The sequence below is a fragment of the Spirochaeta lutea genome (assembly GCF_000758165.1).
GTDB classification, from domain to species: Bacteria; Spirochaetota; Spirochaetia; order DSM-27196; family Salinispiraceae; genus Spirochaeta_D; species Spirochaeta_D lutea.
Window position 1 is genome coordinate 176,903 of the sequence record NZ_JNUP01000066.1, and the last position, 21,494, is coordinate 198,396.

Annotated in this window: 17 protein-coding genes and 2 tRNA genes; 9 read left to right on the forward strand and 10 right to left on the reverse strand. The window is 54.0% G+C overall.

Translation table 11 applies throughout. The features are described 5' to 3' along the window. Positions 1–82 precede the first annotated feature (82 nt). On the forward strand, positions 83–997 hold the full coding sequence (locus tag DC28_RS11385; RefSeq protein ID WP_052078806.1) for an Mrp/NBP35 family ATP-binding protein: 915 nt from the start codon (positions 83–85) through the stop codon (positions 995–997). Between the two features lie 36 nt (positions 998–1,033). Here DC28_RS11385 and DC28_RS11390 read toward each other — a convergent pair whose 3' ends face one another. Continuing rightward, a complete protein-coding gene (locus tag DC28_RS11390; protein ID WP_052078807.1) occupies positions 1,034–1,330 on the reverse strand; it encodes a ribbon-helix-helix domain-containing protein in 297 nt (98 codons plus the stop codon). 183 nt (positions 1,331–1,513) lie between these two features. On the opposite strand from DC28_RS11390, the gene DC28_RS11395 reads away from it, so the two are divergent. Together DC28_RS11395 and DC28_RS11400 are read left to right on the forward strand one after the other, a co-directional pair. Then, positions 1,514–1,586 (forward strand) — tRNA-Pro (locus tag DC28_RS11395). A 38-nt stretch (positions 1,587–1,624) separates the two neighbouring features. Beyond that, positions 1,625–1,698, forward strand: a tRNA-Arg gene (locus DC28_RS11400). A 172-nt stretch (positions 1,699–1,870) separates the two neighbouring features. Here DC28_RS11400 and DC28_RS11405 read toward each other — a convergent pair. Beyond that, positions 1,871–3,628 carry an ABC transporter ATP-binding protein gene (locus DC28_RS11405; protein ID WP_052078808.1) on the reverse strand — a complete coding sequence of 586 codons (1,758 nt, stop codon included), beginning with the start codon at positions 3,626–3,628 and terminating at the stop codon, positions 1,871–1,873. Position 3,629: 1 nt separating this feature from the next. Further along, positions 3,630–5,429 carry an ABC transporter ATP-binding protein gene (locus tag DC28_RS11410; protein ID WP_052078809.1) on the reverse strand — a complete coding sequence of 600 codons (1,800 nt, stop codon included), beginning with the start codon at positions 5,427–5,429 and terminating at the stop codon, positions 3,630–3,632. 326 nt (positions 5,430–5,755) lie between these two features. Here DC28_RS11410 and DC28_RS11415 point away from each other — a divergent pair, with 326 nt between their 5' ends. Together DC28_RS11415 and DC28_RS11425 are read left to right on the forward strand one after the other, a co-directional pair. Further along, positions 5,756–6,268 carry a CBM35 domain-containing protein gene (locus DC28_RS11415; RefSeq protein ID WP_037548696.1) on the forward strand — a complete coding sequence of 171 codons (513 nt, stop codon included), beginning with the start codon at positions 5,756–5,758 and terminating at the stop codon, positions 6,266–6,268. A 412-nt stretch (positions 6,269–6,680) separates the two neighbouring features. After that, complete coding sequence (locus DC28_RS11425; protein WP_037548698.1) at positions 6,681–8,543, forward strand: discoidin domain-containing protein; 1,863 nt, start codon at positions 6,681–6,683, stop codon at positions 8,541–8,543. A 255-nt stretch (positions 8,544–8,798) separates the two neighbouring features. On the opposite strand, the gene DC28_RS11430 is transcribed toward DC28_RS11425, so the two are convergent. From DC28_RS11430 to DC28_RS11450, 5 genes are all read right to left on the reverse strand, one after another. After that, complete coding sequence (locus DC28_RS11430; RefSeq protein WP_037548700.1) at positions 8,799–9,821, reverse strand: glycoside hydrolase family 130 protein; 1,023 nt, start codon at positions 9,819–9,821, stop codon at positions 8,799–8,801. A 55-nt stretch (positions 9,822–9,876) separates the two neighbouring features. Beyond that, entirely contained in the window at positions 9,877–10,758 is an 882-nt protein-coding gene (locus DC28_RS11435) for a carbohydrate ABC transporter permease (protein WP_081942156.1), read from the reverse strand. Further along, positions 10,758–11,663 (reverse strand): carbohydrate ABC transporter permease, encoded by a 906-nt coding sequence (locus DC28_RS11440; protein WP_238565808.1) that lies wholly within the window; start codon positions 11,661–11,663, stop codon positions 10,758–10,760. Before DC28_RS11440 ends, DC28_RS11435 begins: the two co-directional genes overlap by 1 nt. A gap of 72 nt (positions 11,664–11,735) precedes the next feature. Then, entirely contained in the window at positions 11,736–13,028 is a 1,293-nt protein-coding gene (locus DC28_RS11445; protein WP_037548701.1) for an ABC transporter substrate-binding protein, read from the reverse strand. Positions 13,029–13,161: 133 nt separating this feature from the next. Beyond that, positions 13,162–14,172: a glycoside hydrolase family 5 protein gene (locus DC28_RS11450; protein WP_037548815.1), complete on the reverse strand. Its 1,011-nt coding sequence runs from the start codon at positions 14,170–14,172 to the stop codon at positions 13,162–13,164. A 191-nt stretch (positions 14,173–14,363) separates the two neighbouring features. Here DC28_RS11450 and DC28_RS11455 point away from each other — a divergent pair, with 191 nt between their 5' ends. Next, positions 14,364–15,386: a LacI family DNA-binding transcriptional regulator gene (locus DC28_RS11455; RefSeq protein WP_052078810.1), complete on the forward strand. Its 1,023-nt coding sequence runs from the start codon at positions 14,364–14,366 to the stop codon at positions 15,384–15,386. 54 nt (positions 15,387–15,440) lie between these two features. Here the strand turns inward: DC28_RS11455 and DC28_RS11460 are convergent, their stop codons facing one another. Further along, positions 15,441–16,850 carry a GH1 family beta-glucosidase gene (locus tag DC28_RS11460; RefSeq protein WP_238565809.1) on the reverse strand — a complete coding sequence of 470 codons (1,410 nt, stop codon included), beginning with the start codon at positions 16,848–16,850 and terminating at the stop codon, positions 15,441–15,443. Positions 16,851–17,061: 211 nt separating this feature from the next. Here DC28_RS11460 and DC28_RS11465 point away from each other — a divergent pair, with 211 nt between their 5' ends. The 3 genes from DC28_RS11465 (at position 17,062) to DC28_RS11475 (ending at position 20,078) form a co-directional block, all read left to right on the forward strand. After that, positions 17,062–18,468, forward strand: coding sequence for an MFS transporter (locus DC28_RS11465; protein ID WP_081942157.1), 1,407 nt, complete (start codon positions 17,062–17,064; stop codon positions 18,466–18,468). Between the two features lie 97 nt (positions 18,469–18,565). Further along, the gene (locus DC28_RS15725; RefSeq protein WP_052078811.1) at positions 18,566–19,378 is read left to right on the forward strand and encodes a TatD family hydrolase; all 813 of its coding nucleotides are present in this window, start codon (positions 18,566–18,568) and stop codon (positions 19,376–19,378) included. Next, entirely contained in the window at positions 19,317–20,078 is a 762-nt protein-coding gene (locus DC28_RS11475; RefSeq protein WP_037548705.1) for a tRNA threonylcarbamoyladenosine dehydratase, read from the forward strand. The genes DC28_RS15725 and DC28_RS11475 overlap by 62 nt, the downstream gene beginning before the upstream one ends. 117 nt (positions 20,079–20,195) lie before the next feature. Here the strand turns inward: DC28_RS11475 and DC28_RS11480 are convergent, their stop codons facing one another. Then, a complete protein-coding gene (locus DC28_RS11480; protein WP_037548706.1) occupies positions 20,196–21,362 on the reverse strand; it encodes a ribose-phosphate diphosphokinase in 1,167 nt (388 codons plus the stop codon). Positions 21,363–21,494 lie beyond the last annotated feature (132 nt).

Genomic DNA, 21,494 nt, shown 5'->3' on the forward strand with positions numbered 1-21,494 from the left:
TCCACGGATCGGGCTGCGGATAGGTTCGATAGTGACAAAGGTGACAACCTGTTACCCACTATCAAAGACTAAGGAGAGAAGCATGCACGGTAATCCCAATCAAGGGGAACAACAAAAGCGGATCAACGAAAATCTCGGTCAAATCAAAAATATCATCATGGTCATGAGCGGCAAAGGCGGTGTGGGAAAATCCACCGTCAGCACCAACCTGGCCTACTCCCTTGCTCTTGAAGGGTACAAGGTCGGCATTATGGATGTGGACATCCACGGCCCTAACGTACCCAAGATGCTTGGGATCGAAGACAAGCAGTTCATGGGCAGCGATGAGGCCATTGAGCCGGTGGAGGTTCTACCCGGACTTCACGCGGCCAGCATTGGGTTGGCGGGGTACAACCCGGATCAAGCATTAATCTGGCGGGGTCCCATTAAGGTCGGTCTCATCCGTCAGTTCCTCGGGGATGTGGTATGGGGACCCCTGGACTACCTCATAATTGACACCCCTCCGGGAACCGGGGATGAAACCCTCACCGTCGCCCAGCTCATCCCCATCATGGCCGGAGCGGTCATCGTCACCAGCCCCCAGGATGTCTCGATCCTGGATAGCCGAAAAAGCATCAACTTTGCCCAGAAACTGAATCTGCCCGTTCTAGGAGTGGTAGAGAACATGAGTGGGTTCGTCTGCCCCAACTGCGGCACGGTTACGGAAATCTTTAAGAGCGGGGGCGGTCAAAAAGCATCGGAAGAACTGTCAGTCCCCTTCCTCGGCAAGGTGCCCTTGGAACCCCATATTGTTGCCGCAGGAGACGCCGGACTTCCCTTCATTGCCCAAAATCCCCAGGGGCCCACCGCCGAAGCCTTCCACACAATTATCCAGGCCATCAACAGTCAGATCGACACCTTCCGAAGCGAGGGACTCTACGCCCAAGATCAACGCCAGCTCCAGGGCGTACTCGGTCCTAAAAAATCCGCTCCTACAGACTTTCGCCCGGAACGATAACTCCCGAAACCGACTTCCCCGCCCCAGGGCTGGCGTCTAGGGCGCGGGATGATCGGTTATTTTTCCCGGACCAGGATGATCCTCATCGCAGGCGATAAAAACCGCGCTGCATTCACCGCATTGCTCAATATGGTGGGTCTCTAGAAAAGCCTCCCAGTGGGGTCGTTGTTCCGGGGTGATTATACCGCTTCCCTGACAAAGGGGGCATGTATTATCAACGGCATTGAGAATAGCCTTCCGTATAAACTCCGATCGGTTGGGAAGCCGTTTGATTATATGTGCTAAGGCAGAATCGACCTTAAACGTAATAGTTTCTTGTTTTTGCTGAGACATACCTGCTCTCCTGAGTTGAGGCTCGGGTTACTAACCGGGCATCCCCTTCCCGAAACCTCACCTCTCAAGAATGCCCTTTCTAGGCAGGTTGGGTCAAGAGAAGGGACCTGCTAACATCCCGGCCGTACTGAAGCCCTGTCTGTTGACCCACTCGGTTAAGTTCTGCTATAGTTCGACGACTTTCGGGATGTTGCCTAGTGGCTAAGGCGCCTGCTTTGGGAGCAGGAGATCGGGGGTTCGAATCCCTCCATCCCGACGATTCCGCCAGCGCAAACCCAAGGCGGCAAGAAACCTGCGTCCTTAGCTCAGCTGGATAGAGCAACGGCCTTCTAAGCCGTAGGTCACACGTTCGAGTCGTGTAGGACGCGTTTTATTCCCTTTATAGTGCGCAAAGGCTTGTACCATTGCCCCCCGACAACACCACCCATGGGTGGATTTATATGTTGCTCCGCTATATCTGTTGTCGTTTACAACCTTTTGCGCACTACATATTCCTTTTCCCCAAGGATCTGCAAACCAGCTGCCGGAGCCTATAGTCGCTCAGACCGGATGCTGTTTAAGAAGCTCAGCGTAGACCCCTCCCAGGGCCAGCAACTGACCATGATTTCCCCGCTCGACTATCTTACCGTTTTGGATAACCAGAATTATATCGGCGGTACGGATGGTTGAGAGCCTATGCGCTATTACAAAACTGGTTCTGCCCCTCATCAGGGTTCTAAGTGCCTCCTGGATAACCCCTTCGGTTTCGGTATCTAAATAGGCACTCGCCTCATCCAGAATCAGAATGGCAGGGTTTCTGATGAGAGCCCGGGCGAAGGCAAGGAGCTGCTTTTGGCCAAGGGAGATGTTCCCTCCGTCCTGTCCTAGTTCGGTATCGTAGCCATTCGGGAAGGATTCGATCATATCGTGGATGCCCAGGGTACGGGCCACCCTGCTGACCTCATCATCCCCGGCTTCGGGCTTCCCGAACCGTATATTATCCGAAACAGTCCCGGAAAAAATCTGAGGCTCCTGCATCACCACCGACATTTGGGAGCGCATCTCTCCTTGAGCATAGGCCCGGACATCCCGCTGGTCTATCAGCACAGATCCTTGCTGGACATCGTAGAAACGGTTCACCAGGTTCACCATGGTGGATTTTCCGGAACCGGTATGGCCAACAATGGCGCAGGTCTGGCCCGGCTGGATATGAAAGCTCATACCGCGGATAATGGGCTCATGCTCTTTGTAATAAAAATGCACGTCCCTGAACTCAACCTCACCCTGTAAATGAAAATTCCGAAGAGCCCCGGGCACATCATCCACCGTCGGTTGTTCCTGGAGGATCTCAAAGATGCGCTTCCCCGAAACCGCGGCCTTGCTGAGTTGGTTAAGCATATTGCTGATTTTTTGCATGGGCTGAAATAGTCTGGTTACGTAACTGAGAAACGCTACGATGACACCGATGGAAATCATCTCATAATGCAGCAGTACCCCCCCGCCAATGATCACGAGTCCCTGACTAAAGGTATTGAGGGTAGCAACGGATTGCCAGAACCAGGCATGGAGGGGGTAAAATGTCCTGCTTTGCTCGTAGTATGCGGTATTCATTTCCTTAAATCTTCTGATGTTCTTGTCTTCCCTGGCAAAGGCCCGACTCACCTGAATACCCGATAGCGATTCATTCAGATAACTATTAACCGTGGAGAGGTTTTTTTGAATCCCTTCAGCCGATGCGACAATCCGGTTCCTTAGAACAAAAACGATGAGGGAAAGTACGGGAATCACAACCAGTAACGACAGGCTGAGCCATGGGTTCAAGAAAATCATTGCAACTACGAGTCCGACAATCATCAAGCTGTCCACAAGAATTGAATCCAGCCCCTGCATGAGCAGTTCTTCCAATACCAGCACATCGTTGGTAACCCTGGTCATGAGGTTTCCCGCTTTGTTTTTGTCGAAGTACGGAATAGACAGGTATTGCAACCGACCGAACAGGTCCCGGCGCAGGTCATAGAGGACAGAATTTCCGATTTTCATCATCATAACTCCCTGCACTCGGAAACCGACAAACTGCAGGATCCCCGTAAGGGCAATCCCACCGGAAAACAGGAGCAGCATCTGCATATCCCCGGGGAGGATACCTCGGTCTATACCCTGTTGGACGAGAATCGGAAGGATGATCATGGTACCTACGTTCAGCAGAGCAAAGAAGTACATCACGGTAATCTTCATTCCATAGGGCTTGAGGTAGGCGGTGAATTTCTTCAGAAACCTTGCAGTGCCATTCGGCGGTTTAGCCTGGGATGGTTTCTTCATGTTACGACCTCCCCGTCATCGAGTCTTCGCCGATGGAACCGAACATCATCTGGGTTTCATAGGTCGATCGGTAGAGAGGACTCTTTTTAAGGAGATCATCATGGGCTTCCATGTGATGCAGCCTTCCCTCGTGGAGCAGAATTATCCGGTCAGCCAGACGCAGGGTAGAAATTCTCTGAGCGATGATCAGGGTTGTCCGCCCGGCCATGAGATTTCTGAGCTCCTCCTGTATTTCCACCTCGGTTTTACTGTCCAAGCTCGATGTACAATCATCAAGGATCAGCAATTGGGGATTTTTAAGCAAGGCCCGGGCGATGGCTAATCGTTGACGCTGACCACCCGAAAGTCCCACTCCAAATTCACCCACCATATTATGGTAGCCCTCGGGCAGACCTTGGATAAAATCATGGATCCGTGCCGCCCGGGCGGCTTGCACAATTTCTTCCATGCTCGCCTCGGGTTTTCCATAAGCGATATTCTCCAGGATGGTGGTGGAAAATAAAAAGCTTTCCTGAAGCACCATCCCGATACGGGACCGCAGATACTCCAGATCCCAGTCTTTCAGGGGCACCCCATCTAGGAGGATTTCCCCCGAATCTGGCTCGTAAAACCGGGGAACCAGGGATATGAGGGAACTCTTGCCCGAACCGGTGAGCCCGAAAATCGCCACCCGCTCACCAGGCTTTATGGTAAAGCTCAGGTCATCCAGCACCTTGGAGGATTGGGGATAGGAGAAAGACACATTCCTGAACTCAAAGGCCCCGGCAATAGCTCCCCTATGCCGTCCTGAGTTTTCCTGGCGTTGATCCGATTGGGAGAGAACCTCATGGATCCTCCGGGAGGCACCGGAGGCCAAACTTAAAAGACTCGTGTTGAAGGCGAGTATGAATACGGGAAACCCCATAATTGACAGGTAGGTAATAAATCCGAGAAGGGTTCCCAGGGTTGTATTGCCCGTGCCCTGGATTACCTGGATTCCTCCGTAGAGAACGATAACCAATGTGCCCAGGGTATTGGTCAGGATGAGCAAGGGATTCAATCTCGCCTGCAGATCGGCCACCTTCATTCCGGCTTCTTTTAGGCTGGTATTTTCCTCATCAAACTCAGCGATCTGCGTATCTTCCATCCCCAAGGCCTTCACGATCCTAATACCGCGTAAATTCTGCTGGAGAAAGCTGCTCAGAGCACCGGTTTGGCGGTGTTTCCTATCCACAGCCGTATTCATCTTTTTGCTGAAGTACACCACCATAAGGAAGATCATGGGAATAAATATGTAAACCATGAGTGCCAGGCGCCAGTTTTGGATGAGCATGAGAACCAGAACGGTTGCGGAGATAAGAACGATACGAACACGGTGTTCAATGCCGAATGAAAAAAAGTTTCTAATCATCTGCACATCATTACTCACCCTGGACATGAGATCACCGGTGCGTGCAGTATCGTAAAAGGGAGCCTGCAAATGCTGCAGTTTCTCAAAGAGTTCATTCCTGATGTCCCTGACAACCCTCTCGGCGACGTACCAGAATGTGCGGATCATCAAATGCGCCATAATCCCCCGAAGAACAGCAACCAGGAGAATCAACCCGCCGAAGAGGAATAATCGCGGCAGATTTTCCTCCCTGCCCAGGGTGGGGAATACATGGTCGGTGATGTACTGAATGAGAATAGGCAGGGTGTAGGCGAACACATCAACAAGAACCATACACAAGATCGCGGCAGCTAAGGAAAATGAGTACCGCTGCACTATGTGTTTAAAGGGAGAGATTATCCCGCGAATCCCATTAAAATCTCCTTGCCTCACCAGACTCTCCTCTTTTTACATTCAATGCTAAGCCGAAGGTAATGATAGTTATTGGTAGTGTACAAAGGGTTGTAAGCCCTCATGCCGGCAACCCTACCCCGGGCTGTTCCCCCTACTGCCCAGCAGCGCCGGGGTCTATCAAGTCTATAAGCAGCCTATCGGCACTGTCAATGAGGATGGACCTTTACCCCAAACACCGGCACTGGCCAGATTATAACCCTTCCTGCCTAAAAAAAGAAACCGGTTTCTATAAAAATGCTTGCGGTTTTCCAGAAGTGGCTGTATGGTGAAAATATCCTAGTCAACACCCATATAAGGAGGATTTTATGCGTGTTTCAACAAAAATTACCGGTGTATTTGCAATAATCTTTTTTCTTTCAATCATTGCAACCGGTTGCGTTACTGCTCAAAAAAATGAGCAAGGATCTGATGGAGGTGATACACCTGCCCGAATTGAATTCGAACAGGGCATCATTGAGGGTAACATCTTGGTGAATAGCCAACCGGATAATGAAGCAGATGGAACCATTGAACCTGCCAGCGGCGATTCACTGTACATGACCGATAGCGGAACCATCACTGTAACAGCGAATGTCCCAGCCGCAGGAGACTATGTCGTTAAGATTTACTACGCCCTCCCCACGAGCTACGGCGACAAGGAAAACAATGTAATGGTTAACGACACCGACCTGGGACCCCAAAAATTTCCAGCAACGGGTGGTAAGTGGACGGCAAAATGGATTCAGGCTACCCTCCAGGAAGGAGACAATACCATTAGCATCAGCCATAACTGGGGTTACACATGGTTCGATTATCTTACCGTCGAGGCCCTGTTTTAGGAATAGATATACGACTCGTCCGGGCACCGGAGGTCTCGTGATCTCGATGTTCTGCAAGAGTATTCAAGCCGGGGTATGTAGAATGTCCTTATGCATTCCCGGCCTATTCATGAAATTGAGGGTTTGAGGTGGGGTGACGATGTAACCCTGGTTGTTCCCAAGGCTGTCCCAGAGATCGGCCCGAAGAGAATACTCTGCGCTTCTGGTAGGTGTATCTTGCTTTCCATGCCGGCAGGGGGCTCCAGTCCCCCTACCCTGGCAAAGGCCTGCTGCGAACAGCCCCATCATGCAGAACCATGGCGCCATCCTCCCGGATCACTCTCCTGGAGACAGACTGGCTAGCTTAGGCTCATCGAGGATGCCGTGCACCCTCGCCCCTCCCAACCCCTCACTCAACAAAAAAGGAATCGCTATGATACACAAGCACCGCATAAGAGTATTTGCCCGAATAACCCTAATGCTGCTGGCAAGCATCGTTCTCCTGGCAAGCTGCGCCACCGGGTCAGGCCCATCTCCCCACGCCGCTGTCGGATCTGAATCCGGCCCCACCTTGCTCGACCATGGTAGCCAGCGTATTTTTCTCAGCGGCATGAACCTTGCATGGATTGATTTCGCCAGGGATCTTACGTCATTCAATGAAGATCGTTTTGTCCAAGCCTTGGATGAGATATCTCAGGCAGGCGGAAATAGTATTCGTTGGTGGATTCACGTAAACGGCAGCCATACCCCGGTATGGGAGGGGGACGCTGTGATCGGAATGCCCGAGGGATCTATCGATACCCTGGAACGGGCCTTAGATCTTGCCTGGGAACGTGGTATTCTTGTAAATATTACCCTGTGGTCCTTCGATATGCTACAAAATCAAAGCACGATGGACCCCCAACGGAACAAACGATTCCTGGAGGACCCAGCCCTGGTTCAATCCTATATTGATACAGCCTTGACTCCTATGGTAGAGCGCCTCGGGTCGCATCCCGCAGTCATTGCCTGGGAGGTGTTCAACGAACCCGAGGGCATGTCAACAGCCTACGGCTGGACACCAACCCGAGTCAGCATGGAAACCATCCAGAGAGTAGTGAACCAGATTGCCGGCGCAATCCATCGAATGGCCCCGGATGCAAAGGTGACCAACGGCAGCTGGAATTTCAGGGTGTTAACGGATATCAGCGGGTTCACCAACTATTACCGTGACGACCGGCTCATCGCTGCCGGGGGCGATCCCCTAGGAACCCTGGATCTGTACCAGGTGCATTTCTACCAGCAGCACTTTTCCGATGCTACCTCGCCCTTCCATCATCCGGCATCCTACTGGGAGTTAGATAAACCCATTGTGATCGGTGAGTTCGCCGCAGTCGGCATTGTCGACATGGGCTCCGGCATAAAGACCTCCTCCACCCTCACACCCCAGGAGGCCTACGAATACGCCTATGCCAACGGGTACGCCGGAGCCTTGGCCTGGACCTGGACGGCGCACGAACCGGAATTCGGCAGCCTCAGCAACATTGAGCCGGGCCTGATGAGCCTAAAATTTTCCCATCCCAGACAGATTCGTATTGATACCGGCACCATCAACCGCACACCCCAAAAAATCGGTACCATTCCCCGGATACTCCTTCCCTTGGATTCGTCGGAACCCAGCAAACCCGTAGATCTATCAACCATCTTCACCGACACCGAGGATCCCAAGGGACTCTCTTATGAAATCCGAATACAAAGCGGAGAGGATATCGCAGAGATCTACCTGGAAGACGGCATCCTTCGTGCCCGGGCAATGCCGGGAAGAGCCGGATCCCTTCGCGGCAGCATCCGCGCCTTGGACAGCGGAGGAAAATGGGTCGAGGACTCTTTATCGGTAACGGTTATTGACCCAGACAGGGGTAACATCGGACTCTTCAAACCCGTCCAAGCCTCCTCTACCGAGGGGGAAGCACATCCTGCCTCATTGGTGAACGACGGCCTCCTTGATACCCGATGGTCCAGCGAGTACGAGGATACCCAATGGCTGCACCTGGATCTTCAGGGGACCTTCACCCTTTCACAGATACATCTATTCTGGGAGGCCGCCTTCGGAACCTCTTATGATATCTCCGTGAGCACCGACGGCACATCCTGGAGCCGGATTATCTCGGAACGCGGTGGCGACGGCGGTGAAGATACCTTTATGCTTGATGAAGTTCCGGCAAGCCATGTACGGGTAGATTTTCATAGCCGGGGAACAGAGTGGGGATTCTCCCTCTGGGAATTGGAAATCATTGGAGAACGGGTTCAGCCCTAACCGCTACAGAACGGCCGACCCACCCGTACCAGGAGACCGCACCGGCTCCCCCCCAAGCAACCCGGGAGGGGGGGGCCGGACCTCTCCAAACAAAGACGGCCCGGCAGATCGACTGCCGGGCCCGCTTTTTCTTCTGTAACATGCGGTAGATTACCGTCTAACCAAGAATACCATCCCCGGACTGACTACCGGACTGAGCCCAATATCAGGCATAGTGTAGAGCCTTCCGCACACAATCGGGATGATAGGCGGATCCTAGGGTCTGCCCAAATCCGGATCATCCCCCACCACTTCGGAGGTCGCCTTAATATAGGAGATGAGCTCATCCGCCTGGGCAAAGGCAAGCCCAACGTAGGTATCCGCTGCACCGTAATAAATGGCAATCCTTCCCGAGGGCGCATCCACCAGGGTTGCGCAGGGGAAAATCACATTATCAACAAAGCCCTGGGTCTCGTAGGCCATTTCCGGGGTTAATAGGAAGTTCTGGCTGCGGTACAGGACCCGGGAGGGCTCATCAAGATCGAGAATCGCCCCACCCATACTGTATACGTACCCGTTGCAGGTCTGGGTTACCCCATGGTAGATCAGGAGCCACCCCTCGCTGGTTTCAATAGGCGCCGGTCCCCCGCCGATTTTCAGGGTTTGCCACCATCCCTGGCCGCCCTTGGACATCACGTGGCGATGCCGTCCCCAGTACACCAAATCGGGGCTTTCGCTGAGAAAAATATCCCCGAAGGGGGTATGGCCACTGTCGCTTGGCCTGGAGAGCAATAAAAACCTTCCCCGGTGCTTCCGGGGAAAGAGAACCCCGTTCCGGTTAAAGGGCAGGAAGGGATTCTCGAGGCGCCGAAAGGTCTTGAAATCCTGGGTACTTGCCAATCCCAGGGCAGCTCCGTGGAAATCGGTACACCAGATGATGTAGTAGGTATCTTCAATCTTCACCAGCCGGGGATCATAGGCATACAGGGGCGGATAATCCTTCCCCTCCCCATCCACCATAGGAATGGGGCTCTCATCGATCTTCCACTGCAATGCATCGGCACTGTACCCCAGATGCAGAAACGGCCGACCATTTACATACTCAGCTCGGAAAACCCCGATAAATCCATCCTCCCAGGGAACTACCGCTGAATTAAACACCCGGGATATTCCTGGGGCTGGATTACGGGGTACCACCGGATTCTCGGAGTACCGCCACACCGGACCTTGGGCCTGGGTGGGCTTAGCCTGCCAGGGCATGGACGGGATCGCCTGCCCCGCCACGGTTATCGTATTCATAAACCTTCCTTTTTATTTGGGTTTGAGGTGATTGTAATGCCAGAGGAAGTCCACGTTATTTAATGGCCCCCTGGGTAAATCCGTTGTAGATATACTTTTGCAGGGTAATAAAGATAAGCAGGGTCGGTATGGTAGCGATGATTACCGCCGCAGAGATAACCTCCCACTGGCTTCCATAGGGCCCCTGAAACTTAAACAGTGCCGTAGACACCATGTGCAAGCTCGGTTTGGGCATGTATAAAAACGGTGTATAGAAGTTATTATACACCCCCACACCCTTAATGATCAAAACGGTGGTTATCGCCGGCTTCAACAGGGGCATGATAATTCTTCGGAAAATAGTGAGGTAGGAAGCCCCCTCAAGCATGGCCGACTCATCGAGGGACACAGGCAAACTGTCTAAAAACTGCAGGAATATGTAAATAGAGATGATATCGGTGCCCATGAAAAGAAGGATACCCGCCATCCTGGTATTGTAGAGCCCCAGAGCATTCACGATCTTGAAGGTGGCAACCTGGGTCGTAACCCCGGGCACCAGGGTTGCAAAGAGAAACAGCATAAGCACCAGCCGTTTCCCGGGGAACGCAAACCGGCTGAGCACGTAGGCGGCCATGGCTCCCAGCACAACCGCTCCGAAGAGGGAGATCGCCATGGTTATACCGGTATTGAGGAAACCCAGAAGCATATTCCCTTCAGTGAAGGCCCGGCGGTAGTTTTCCAGGTTGAGCCAGTTCTGCGGCAGGACCAACGCCCCGGATTGAGCATATTCTGCGGGGGTCTTCAGGGATGCAAACAGTACTACCACTATGGGCAGCAGGGCCGCGAAGGCAGCCATGATCAGCAACGCATAGGACAGCCCCCGGATGAGATAGGCAGTCGAATCACCTTGAGAAATAGAAGCTACCCTGGATTTTCGATAGACGGCATTCCGAACCATTACTGATCCTCCTTTTTGAAGAACAGGTTCTGCATTCCGGTTACCAGAAGGACAATGAAAAAAAGAACCACTGCCATGGCTGAGGCTAACCCGAATTTATTGTACTTGAAGGCGGTCTCAACCGTCTGGATAACGAAGGTGCGGCTTCCGTTGTTCCCGCCGGTCATAATGTAGGGAATTTCAAACACCGAGATGGCTCCGTTTATCGCCAGGATAAGATTGAGCTGCACGATTCGTTTTATGGATGGGTAAATAATGTAGAGGAATTGCTGCCATTTATTCGCGCCGTCGATAGCGGCTGCATCGTAGATTTCCCCGGGAATAGACTGAATAGCTCCCAGGAAGATGACGAAATTAAATCCCATGTATCGCCAGACCGAGGTGGCCGCCAAAGAGATATTAATCAGCCCGGGGTTTCTCAACCAGTACCGTACCGCATCACCGGCCCCAATCAAACGCAAGAAACTATCCAGTGTTCCATCGGGGCGATAGAAATACAGGAAGATAAACCCGATGGCCACCCCGTTCATAAGGAAGGGGAAGAACATCACCCCCTTGAAAAACTCCCTGAACCTAACCCCGTAGCTGATGAGGGTAGCAAAGAATAGGGCAAGGGCGAGCTGCAGGAAGGTCCCTAACAGGTAGTAGAGACTCACCGTCAGGACAGAAAAATACTCGGGATTAGAGAATATTCTCGAATAATTACCCAAACCGACAAACCGGGTATTATCCCCCAAGCCCTTCCACTCCAGCAGGCTGTAATAAAACATATTCAGCACAGGAAGGAGGGTAAACACAAATAGCAGGGCAAGGGGAGCCAACAAAAATGTTCCAATGAGTATTCGCCGCTGCACTTTATAGGACGCGGTTCCCAGCATAGGTACCTCTCTTTTTATGGGTTTCATTCCGGATACAGGCCGGTGTACCGGGGTCTTCCCCCGCTCTGCCGGCCCCTCCGGAGGGAGAACGGGGCGTTACTAGGGGGTCACCACTGCCCGGGCAGCCTTCCAATCCTCATTCAGATCGGCCATGATCTGGTCAAAGGTTTCGTTTCGAGCACCGAAAGCAGCCTCGATAATTCTGGCCTTAAAATTCGGCTCCCAGAGCCCGATTTCACCCTCCCGGTCAATCTCGTCTACCCAGCCCTCTTCCCCGGCCGGGGCGGGGTTATTGCTAACAAAATTCACCCCGAGATCCGCAAAGGCCTGGAGGGACTCTGGAACCTCACCGCCCACCACAGGAGGAATGCCTCCGGTCTCTTTGGCGAATCCGCTCTCCTCCACAAACCAATACAGCCAGGCCAGGGCAGCGGGCTTATTCTTGGAATGAATGTTAACTGCTAGCTTATAGTCACCCCCGCTCGCGGCGCTGACGATACCGTTGTTGTTGTATGGGAAGGGCATGTAGCCCACATCCGAAGGGTCGTCGGCTAAGGCCTGTATCTGGGGTATGGCCCAGCTTCCCAGAACCATGGTGGCAATTTCGCCGTTTCCGAGGCGGGCCTTGGAGCTTTCCCAGTCGGTGGTGGTGGGATCGGCTTCGGCCAGCCCACGGGCCACAATGTCGTACATGAGTTTATACACGATGTAATGGGGTTCCCCCGGAGCGAAGGGCGCATCGGTGTGTGCCAAGGAGTTCACAAAGTCTGGATCGCCGGCCACGGAGGATCGGTGAGCCTCCCATTGGGTCAGGGCCCACCCGGAGGCATAGTTGGTGTAATAGGGAATTGCATCGGTATTAGCCTTTATGGCCTCCAGGGCCTCAAGGAATCCCTCGGGGGTATTGGGAAGTTCGGTAATACCTGCTTCCCGGAAGATCCGTTTGTTGTAAACAATACCGTTAGCGTTCACACTCACAGGAATTCCGTAGGTCGTCCCCTGGTAGGCCTGTTCGGTGGGCATGAGGTATTTCTTCGCCATTTCGGCTGTGGGGCCCAGGGGCTCAAAAAAATCTCCCAGCTGGGGAGGCGTTACCCCATCGGGTATCAACAGTACATCGCCGTAGTCTTTGGTATTCATCCGGATCTTGACGATTCCGCTGTAATCCGTCATGGCTTCAAAATTTACCTGCACATCAGGATAGATCTGATTAAATCTCCGTGCGTAATCGGCGAACAAGGTATCCACCAGATCGGTACGGTTTGTTAAAACGGTAATTGGTCCGGCAACCCTGCCATCCGAGGATCTCCCGGCTTCATCCCCTCCCCCTGCAAAGAGACTGCCCATCCCGAGGACAAAAAAAACAACAACTGCGGTCAGCACCTTCTTCATACTACTCTCCTCATGTGAAGTCACTCCCCGGCAGACCTTTTGCAACAACGTCCCCTGGGAATGAGATTAAAAGTGGCGTATTAGGAAACCGGTTTCCTTCATATGATACAATATACTGAGGCTATGTCAACGGTTATTTTTGCAATTCATCCCGGGTTTGCTTAATCAGCTCCCAGAGGTCTCGGTCGATGCGGTACGAACCTAACGATTCCCACCGGGTATCAGGTCTGCGGTGTCCGGCTACCCCGAAGGGACCCTCAAAGTTCCATAGCGCGAAACCCCATCGGTACTGGCGGAACAGGGAAAACACGTCTTCAAACCATGCCAGGGCCGTTGGATTCGGGATGGTATCGTAACATCCCATCTCCCCCACATGGACCTGTACTCCACGGTCATTCATCTCCCGCCATGACCGATAATGATCTTCCAGGGTTTGCCGGTTCCATAGTTTCCCTTGGTACCGGGCGCCGGGATATTCCTCCATGGGCAGTCCCTGGGTTTCTCTACACCACGAGGCCCTGTGGTGGGTTATGCTCATGGGCTGGTATCCCCGGGTACTCTGGATTGCGCCGGTATCAGCAAGCTCGGGCATAGCCAGATTACCTCCCCCTAAACCATCTAAAACCACTACTCTATCGGGGTTAATGGCGCGTATTTCTCCTATAACCCTTCGCATAAGCCGTTGGTGGATGTCCCGGGTCATTCCGTACTGTCCGATCTCCGGGGGTTCATTCAGTAAATCAAAACTCAGTTGCTCTGGGGTGTAGCTCCCGTACCTGCGGGCGAAGGCAGTCCACATGGCGGAAAATACCTCCTGGGCCTCCCCATCCCTCCAGAGGTTGTGACGCTCAAGCTCGGCACCGTTAATACAATATCCCGGCGCCCGGTGGAGATTCAGCGATACATGAAAACCCCTGTCTACCGCTTGGCGGACATAGTCGTCGATCAGACAAAGAATCCTCTCATTCGGCTGACTGTAGGAAAAATTCTCTATCCAGAACCAATAGTTAAGGGGAAATCGAAGGAAGGAGAATCCTTGATCTGCCAGAAAATCCAGAAGATGCAGGTCCGGAGCGTAGGGCTGCCGGGGATCCTCGGGATTGTACATCCATAATAGGTTAAAGCCAACGTGGGTATGTTTCATGGTTTCCAGTATATGTATGGAAACCGGTTTTGTCAGTAAAAACCATCCCGTTTCTAGGAAGTCCCCCGGAGCGGCATCCCGGGAAACGGAGCTCAAGGTAATCTACCAAGCCTGGACATAGTATGGTAGTATGAAGGCTCTTGGGGACTTGCCCGAGATATGGGCTTCCATGCTAGAAAGAAAGACGAGATATGAAACCTAAAAAATTGACCATAAATGAGATAGCCGAGATGGCCCGGGTTTCTAAGGGTACGGTCTCAAAGATCTTGAACAATAAACCGGGGATCAGCCAGGACACCCGCCGCAGGGTCATGGACATTGTTGGACACCTGGATTACTTCCCGAATTCCGCAGCCCAGGCATTAGCCTACCAGAGGACAAATAATATCGGTTTGGTAATTCCCCACGAAGCGGGAATCAGCCTTGCCGGCTCCTACTGGTCAGCCCTGATTACCGCCATTGCTCAGACCGCTGCAGGGCAAAACTATAATCTGATGCTCCTCACCCCTCATATCGAGGGAGATTTAGAGCAGGTCTATGACTCGGTGCTGCGATCCCATAAGGTGGATGGCCTGATAATCGGGGCTGAGCTGGTGGATAAACGCAGCCTGTCCCGGATTGTCTTGGCGGATCTCCCCCTGGTCATGGTGGGCCAAAACTCGGAGTTCCACCATTATTTTGTCGATATTAACAACCACCGGGCAGCCTACCAAATGACCGAGCATATGATCGAATGCGGAAAACGCCACCCGGCCTTCATCTCCGGGCCGCTGGAATACCAATATAATAGAGAGCGGGTCCAAGGCTTCACCGATGCCCTGGCGGCGAAGGGTATTTCCGGGGCTACCGGGGCCGTAGAGGCCTACGATACCCATCAGATCCAAGGAGAGGTTCTCCGGCTGCTCCGGGACAACCCCGGAATTGACAGCCTATTTATCGGGGCTGGGGGTGAGTTTATGCTGGATGTCATCGATCAGTTACGGAGGAATCACATCAATTTTACCCACTTCGGATTAGCCGTTTTTGATGATTATCCCTATCTAAATTTTCTTAATCCCCGTCTCACCGCCGTTCACCAACCCATTCATGAGATGGGCGTCGCAGCAACCACCATGCTCATGAAACTCATCCAAAACCAGTCTCTGGACCACCCCTCGGAGATCATTGAAACCCATATCGTTGTCCGTGGGAGCTGCGGAGAACCCACTACCTAAAAAAAACACCCAACCCCCCGAGGGTGCTGGGTGTTTTTAACCGAATACCGAAAGCTAATCGGTCCAGGGATCCAGGGTTCCGTACCCCGTGAGCAAATCCCGGAACCAGTAGTAGCTGTCTTTGGGAATGCGCTCCAGGGTCTTGTAATCATGGTATACGATACCGAAACGTCTGCTGTACCCGTGGGACCATTCGAAGTTATCAATAAAGGACCAGACGAAGTACCCCTTAATGGCAACCCCCTCTTCCCGGGCCTTGAGAACCTGGGCGATATGCCGGCTGATATAGTGCAGCCGCTGGTGATCATGGACCCGTTGAACCTTATGGTATTCAGCGCCATGACCCACAACATCGATACTCACTGAGTCGTCATAACAGGCACCGTTTTCCATAATATACTGAGGGATTCCCCCGGTGTGGTCGTGGAGCCAATGCAGCATTCGGGTAATACCCTCGGGAACCACCGGCCAGTCCATCAGGGTCCGGGGATGCCAGGAGAGGCAGTAGCGAAATCCATGCTGCCGTTCCTGCTCGGTTCTCGGCGCGCCTACCACCCCTTCGGAGTAATAGTTTACCCCGAGATAATCCAGGGTTTCGGCCATTATGTCTAGATCACCATCCTCCAGGGGAATGGTAAGGTCGGGGTGTTGATCGATCCAGCGCTGGGGGTACCCCTTACCGATCAGCGGATCCAGATACATTCGAATCCCCCTGTCGGCAGCAATATCCGCAGCCAAGACATCATCGGGATCCTGGGTAACAGGCCGGGGCATCTGGGGATTTAACACAATCCCGATGGGTTTGCTCCGGCCTTGGGCACGGTATTCGGACACCGCCAGGCCGTGAGCCAGGTTCATATGGTGAATCACAGAGACTGAGGCCTGCTCATCCCGGATACCCGGGGCATGCATTCCCCAGCGGTAGCCGAGCTCTGCAACCGACCAGGGCTCATTGATGGTAGACCACATGGCCACCCGGTCATCAAAGGCCTGGAAACAGACCTTGGCATACTCTAAAAACCACTGAGCCATTTGACGATTTTGCCAGCCCCCCTGATCCTCTAGCACCTGGGGATGATCCCAGTGGTACAGGGTAACCACGGGTTTGATACCAGCAGCTATGAGCTCATCAATGAGGCTGTTATAAAAGGCAATTCCTTGGGCGTTCGGTTCACCGGTTCCCTGTGGCAGGATCCGCGGCCAGGAAAGGGAAAAGCGATAGGCCCCAACCCCAAGATCCTTCAGGAGCTGGACGTCTTCTTTATAGCGATGGTAGTGGTCGGTACTTACGTCGCCGGTATCGCCGGCATGTACCCGGCCGGGTATACGGCAAAAGGTGTCCCAAACAGATTCGCTGCGGCCTCCCTCCCGGGTTGCGCCCTCTACCTGAAAACTGGCAGTGGCACTTCCCCAGAGAAAATCCCGATCCGCCATGACTGATTCGTACAGAGTTTGTTTTTTCATGAAACTATAGTGCACGGGTTTTTGATTCCTGTCAAGATAGTTTCTTTATACAACTATCTGTTTTGCATGACATTTTTTTCACGTATTCTGCTTCATAGGTATTTACAGACCCTAGTAAACCTCAGTACCTTTACCCCGGGTACACCTGAGCTCACCAATCGATTCATTGGTGTGAGCTATCCCGGAAACCTATTGCCCGGCGGGACACCCCATGGGCAGGGGCACATGGCTGACCATTGACCTTCGGCGACCCTGCCCGTTGAGCCGGGATAGGGGAAGCACCCTTCTATCCGGCAGGGATCATGCGTCCAGCCCCGGGGTGGGGCGTCTTGATGAGATGTTACCATGTCTTGTGCATTGGGTACGGATTGCGGAATTCTGGAGGAATGTTATGAAGCGTTACGGCATACTGGCAGCATCGGTGGTTATTCAACTAGTTCTCGGCAGTGTATATGCCTGGAGCACCATCGCCCAGGAGCTGACCAGCCTGCACGGTTTTGCAGCCTGGCAGACTCAGTTCATCTACGGAATGATAATCTTCGTATTTTCGGTTTCCCTGATTCTCGGGGGAAGACTCTTCCGTAAGCGCGGACCGCGGTATACGGCTACCTGGGGAGGTATACTCTTCGGGAGTAGCTACCTCCTGGCTGCTGTTCTTCCCCTGGAGCCCCTGGTGCTTATCTTCCTCCTGGGTGGTCTTTCAGGATTTTCCATCGGCCTGGGGTACGCCTGCCCGCTTTCCACCGGGGTTGCCTGGTTTCCAAAGCATAAGGGTCTGGTTACCGGGGTGGCGGTGTTCGGCTTCGGCGGCGGTGCAATTTTAGCAAATCAAGTGTACGTCCAGATTCTTGCATCCGGAGGCAGTGTCCAACAGATCTTTCTTCTTACGGGGGCCATCGGCGGAGGGCTCGTGGTGTTATCCGCACAGGTGCTCGCTCTGCCTGATAAGGTACGCTCCCTCTCCAGCACGGCCGTTCCGGCGATCCAGCAGGGTTTTCTAAAAAGCCCCTCCTTTTGGCGTTTAGCCCTTGGGTTGGGGTTGGGCAGCGCCTCGGGTCTGCTGCTCATCGGCCGGGCTGCGGGCATCGCGGTGGATCTGGGTTTCGCAGAGAGTGCTGCCGCAGCCCTGCCGGCCATGGCTGTAGCCGCTGTATCCGTGGGTAATGCCTCGGGACGGCTCTTCTGGGGCTGGCTTAATGATAGAATTCCCGGGTTAACCATCCCCCTCAGTCTCGGATTAGCAACCCTCAGCGCCCTCGGTCTATTGTTGGCGGGTACAAGTCCGGTACTCTTCATCATTCTCATGGCAATGAGCGGACTTCTCTTCGGCGGGTCTCTGGTGGTCTATGCCGCCCATAGCGAATTGGTCTTCGGTCAGGGCGCCCTGGCACGGGTGTACCCCTTCATCTTTATGTTCTACGGGGCGGCGGCAATAATCGGTCCGAGTCTCGGCGGGGTAATGTACGATGTTACGGGAAACAGTACCGGACCCATCATTCTTGCTGCGGCCCTGCCCTTTGCCGGACTTATCATGACCACCGTGCTCCGGCGGTTTGAATCCACAGAGGTGAATCAGGCTGCCACCGCTGAGGAGCAGGGTTCCCAAGCCCTGGCATAGCTCTATGGGAACCGGCTCAATCTGAGCCGGGGCGGGGCCCGCCCCCTCTACTAGCCTTCTGTTGACAAAGGGGACATACCTCTACTATAACCAGCCCATGGTACGGGAACCCTCCCCGCTTTTCGATGCTCACTACCATTTCTCCACCAGAGAACCGGCATATCAGCCCGGGGTTGTAAACAGCACCCATCAGGGTATGTGGCCCGAGGCCCTGGCATCCTTCCAGGCAGGGTATGCGGGGGTAATGGTAAGCCTTGGTATTCACCCCTGGTTTATAAACCCCGTACACCTGGACAGGGATCTATCGGAGCTGGAGGCACTGTTGCAGGCGTATCCCGGTCTCATGGTGGGAGAAACCGGCCTAGACCGCATCCGGGGGCCGGGTCAGGATATTCAGAGCCGGGCATTCCGGGAGCAGCTGGTTCTTGCAAGGGACCTGAACCGGGTGGTAAGCATCCACTGCGTACGGGCCTGGGGCAGATTAGCGGAGATTCTTGAGGAACTGAGACCCGGAAGGGCAATTATCCACAGTGTTCAATGCTCCCCGGAGTTAGTCCGGCGATTAAGCAGGACCGGGGCATACCTTTCCTTCGGGTACGCTTCGGCCCGGCCCGGAACCAAGGCGGAGGCTGCACTACAGGCCTGCCCCGAGGATCGGCTGCTTCTGGAAACCGATGGCCCCTACCCCGAGGGGTTTCTCCCCCCGGACGGCGGAGGAAGAACCCTGCCGGACCCGGTATCTCACGGCGAGGCTATAGAGGCCTGGTATACCCTGGGGGAACGGCTGCTTGCATCCCTCCGGGGTGCACCCCGGGGAGCCCCCACCTGGAAAGAGAGGATTCTTAGGAATGCACAGATTTTTACGCACGGAAAAACTCCTGGGCACCCCGGGACTGAAACGCCTGGCTGAATCCCGGGTCCTGGTGGTGGGGCTCGGGGCTGTGGGAAGCTACGCAGCCGAAAGCCTCGCCAGAGCCGGGGTGGGAACCCTCGGGCTAGTGGACTTCGATTTTGTCAACGTAACCAATATCAACCGTCAGCTCTTCGCGTTGGAATCAACCCTGGGTGAGGAAAAGACCCAGGCTGCGGTCCGCCGGCTTCTGGATATCAATCCTTCTCTGAAGGCCGAGCCGATCCGGCTCTTCGTAAACAATGAATCGGTTGAGCAGCTTATTCAGTGGAAACCGGATATTGTAGTGGATGCCATCGATTCGTTGAACTCCAAGGTTGCGCTGCTCCAGGGTCTTGCGGGGGCCGACATTCCCGTGGTCAGCTCCATGGGCGCTGCCCTGCGCCGGGATCCGAGCCGGATAAAACAGGGGACAATCGGTCAAACCTCGGGTTGTCCGTTAGCGAAACATGTAAGGCAGCGCCTGCGCCGCCGGGGGGTTAGGCTGGATATTCCCTGTGTGTACTCCGATGAACCGGTGAGGTTCCGCTATGAGGAGCCTGAATCCGAGCCCCAGGAGGAACATCGTGCCGGGGAGGCGAAGGATGGTCGACCACGCAGGGTTCTGGGCAGCCTATCCACCCTTACCGGCATCTTCGGCCTCACTGCGGCTACCATGGTCATCGACCATATCCTGGACACGCCTCGGGCTTCCCGGTAATCCCCAGCCGGAGACTGCCTGAGGCGTTCGAATCACCCCAGATATCCAACCAAGCGGTAGACAGACACCCCGGTAACCCCAAGGCCAGATCTCAGGCACCCGACGCCAGGGGCAGATTTAATCGAAGAGCGGTCCCGGGCGGCCGCCTTTCCAGCGAGGATTTTTACTGGACATGTCTTCCACATAGAGGGGACGGGGAAGGGGCTGGTGTTCGGCGCCGATCTGCATATGCAGGAAGCTGCTCATCCACCGGGCAATGCGTAAGACCACCATTTTATGGCGCAGCCGGCCCTGCATATCCCGATTGAGGATCTGGGGGATGGTGCTGGTGGTAACGATTTCGTCGATGGAGGGATCGTTGAGCTTAATACGCCCCTCCTGGCTGGAGTAGAAGTGGGTCACAAAGAATACCACCCGGCTGGCACCGGCTTGGCGCAGCTTGCGGCAGCATTCCACGATGGTATTGCCTGTACGCACCATGTCGTCTATGACCACAACCTGGCGGCCTGCTACATCCTCCAGGGCTATATCGGAGGCAGGATCCAGATTCATAATGATCTGCCGTTCACCGGTACGCTCCTTCTGCATGATCACCACCGGAACCTCGGGGCGGTGGAGCTGCTCATGGACCTCCCGGACAAAGCTGAGGGCGCCTTTATCAGGGGCGCAGAGGATGAGGTCCTGATGGTCTACAATATCCGATTCTTTTATATAGTTGGCAAAGACGTCCCCGGGTTGAAGGTTATGAAAATGCCCGGAAAAACGCTCCATGAACAGGCGTTTCACGCTGCTGCTATGGTTATGGACGGTTATCACCTCATCAACCCCCGATTCCTTTAAGAGATCGGCGTAGAGCCTGGCGGAAAAGGGCTGGCCGTCGAACTTTTTATAGTCCCGGTCGGGACGTTCGAATTCGGTAAATCCATGTTCCTGCCGGGGACCACGGTCCTGGGCGCTGTAGAAAAGATCCGGCTCCAGGAGAAACACCCGTTCGGCCCCGTTGTCCTTGGCTGCCCGGGCAATCAGGAAGTTGCGCATGGCGAGTTCATCCCGGCTGTACATGAACTGGGTGCTGGATACGATGAGCACCGTGCGGCCGGCAAGTTTATCTCCGATATTCTCCCAGCTGTCCTCGTCCACAATGAATCGGGGACAAAATTCATTGTTAAGAAAGCTCTTCAGGGAAATGAGATCCGAATAATGCATTGATTGGCTAAGATGCTGGGCGATGTCTGCCACGAAGGGGTTGTCGGCAATGTTGCCAACTATTATGAGGTTGTCCATGGCCCTGTTTAATATAATGAATCGGCAAAAATTTCAACAGCGGAGGCGGCGGGGCCCCCGGAAACCATGCGGTACTGTGCACGAGGTCGGGTGACCTGCTTTTCCCAGTCCCCGTGTATGCCGCGCCGGTTC

Excerpts from the sequence above, each read along its gene's own strand:
- DC28_RS11405 (WP_052078808.1), bottom strand. The coding sequence starts at position 3,628 with ATGAAGAAACCATCCCAGGCTAAACCGCCGAATGGCACTGCAAGGTTT.
- DC28_RS11480 (WP_037548706.1), bottom strand. The coding sequence starts at position 21,362 with ATGGACAACCTCATAATAGTTGGCAACATTGCCGACAACCCCTTCGTG.
- DC28_RS11460 (WP_238565809.1), bottom strand. The coding sequence starts at position 16,850 with ATGAAAAAACAAACTCTGTACGAATCAGTCATGGCGGATCGGGATTTT.
- DC28_RS11445 (WP_037548701.1), bottom strand. The coding sequence starts at position 13,028 with ATGAAGAAGGTGCTGACCGCAGTTGTTGTTTTTTTTGTCCTCGGGATG.
- DC28_RS11435 (WP_081942156.1), bottom strand. The coding sequence starts at position 10,758 with ATGGTTCGGAATGCCGTCTATCGAAAATCCAGGGTAGCTTCTATTTCT.
- DC28_RS11475 (WP_037548705.1), top strand. The coding sequence starts at position 19,317 with ATGCACAGATTTTTACGCACGGAAAAACTCCTGGGCACCCCGGGACTG.
- DC28_RS11440 (WP_238565808.1), bottom strand. The coding sequence starts at position 11,663 with ATGAAACCCATAAAAAGAGAGGTACCTATGCTGGGAACCGCGTCCTAT.
- DC28_RS11450 (WP_037548815.1), bottom strand. The coding sequence starts at position 14,172 with ATGAAACATACCCACGTTGGCTTTAACCTATTATGGATGTACAATCCC.
- DC28_RS11455 (WP_052078810.1), top strand. The coding sequence starts at position 14,364 with ATGAAACCTAAAAAATTGACCATAAATGAGATAGCCGAGATGGCCCGG.
- DC28_RS11385 (WP_052078806.1), top strand. The coding sequence starts at position 83 with ATGCACGGTAATCCCAATCAAGGGGAACAACAAAAGCGGATCAACGAA.
- DC28_RS11465 (WP_081942157.1), top strand. The coding sequence starts at position 17,062 with ATGGGCAGGGGCACATGGCTGACCATTGACCTTCGGCGACCCTGCCCG.
- DC28_RS11415 (WP_037548696.1), top strand. The coding sequence starts at position 5,756 with ATGCGTGTTTCAACAAAAATTACCGGTGTATTTGCAATAATCTTTTTT.
- DC28_RS11430 (WP_037548700.1), bottom strand. The coding sequence starts at position 9,821 with ATGAATACGATAACCGTGGCGGGGCAGGCGATCCCGTCCATGCCCTGG.
- DC28_RS15725 (WP_052078811.1), top strand. The coding sequence starts at position 18,566 with ATGGTACGGGAACCCTCCCCGCTTTTCGATGCTCACTACCATTTCTCC.
- DC28_RS11425 (WP_037548698.1), top strand. The coding sequence starts at position 6,681 with ATGATACACAAGCACCGCATAAGAGTATTTGCCCGAATAACCCTAATG.
- DC28_RS11390 (WP_052078807.1), bottom strand. The coding sequence starts at position 1,330 with ATGTCTCAGCAAAAACAAGAAACTATTACGTTTAAGGTCGATTCTGCC.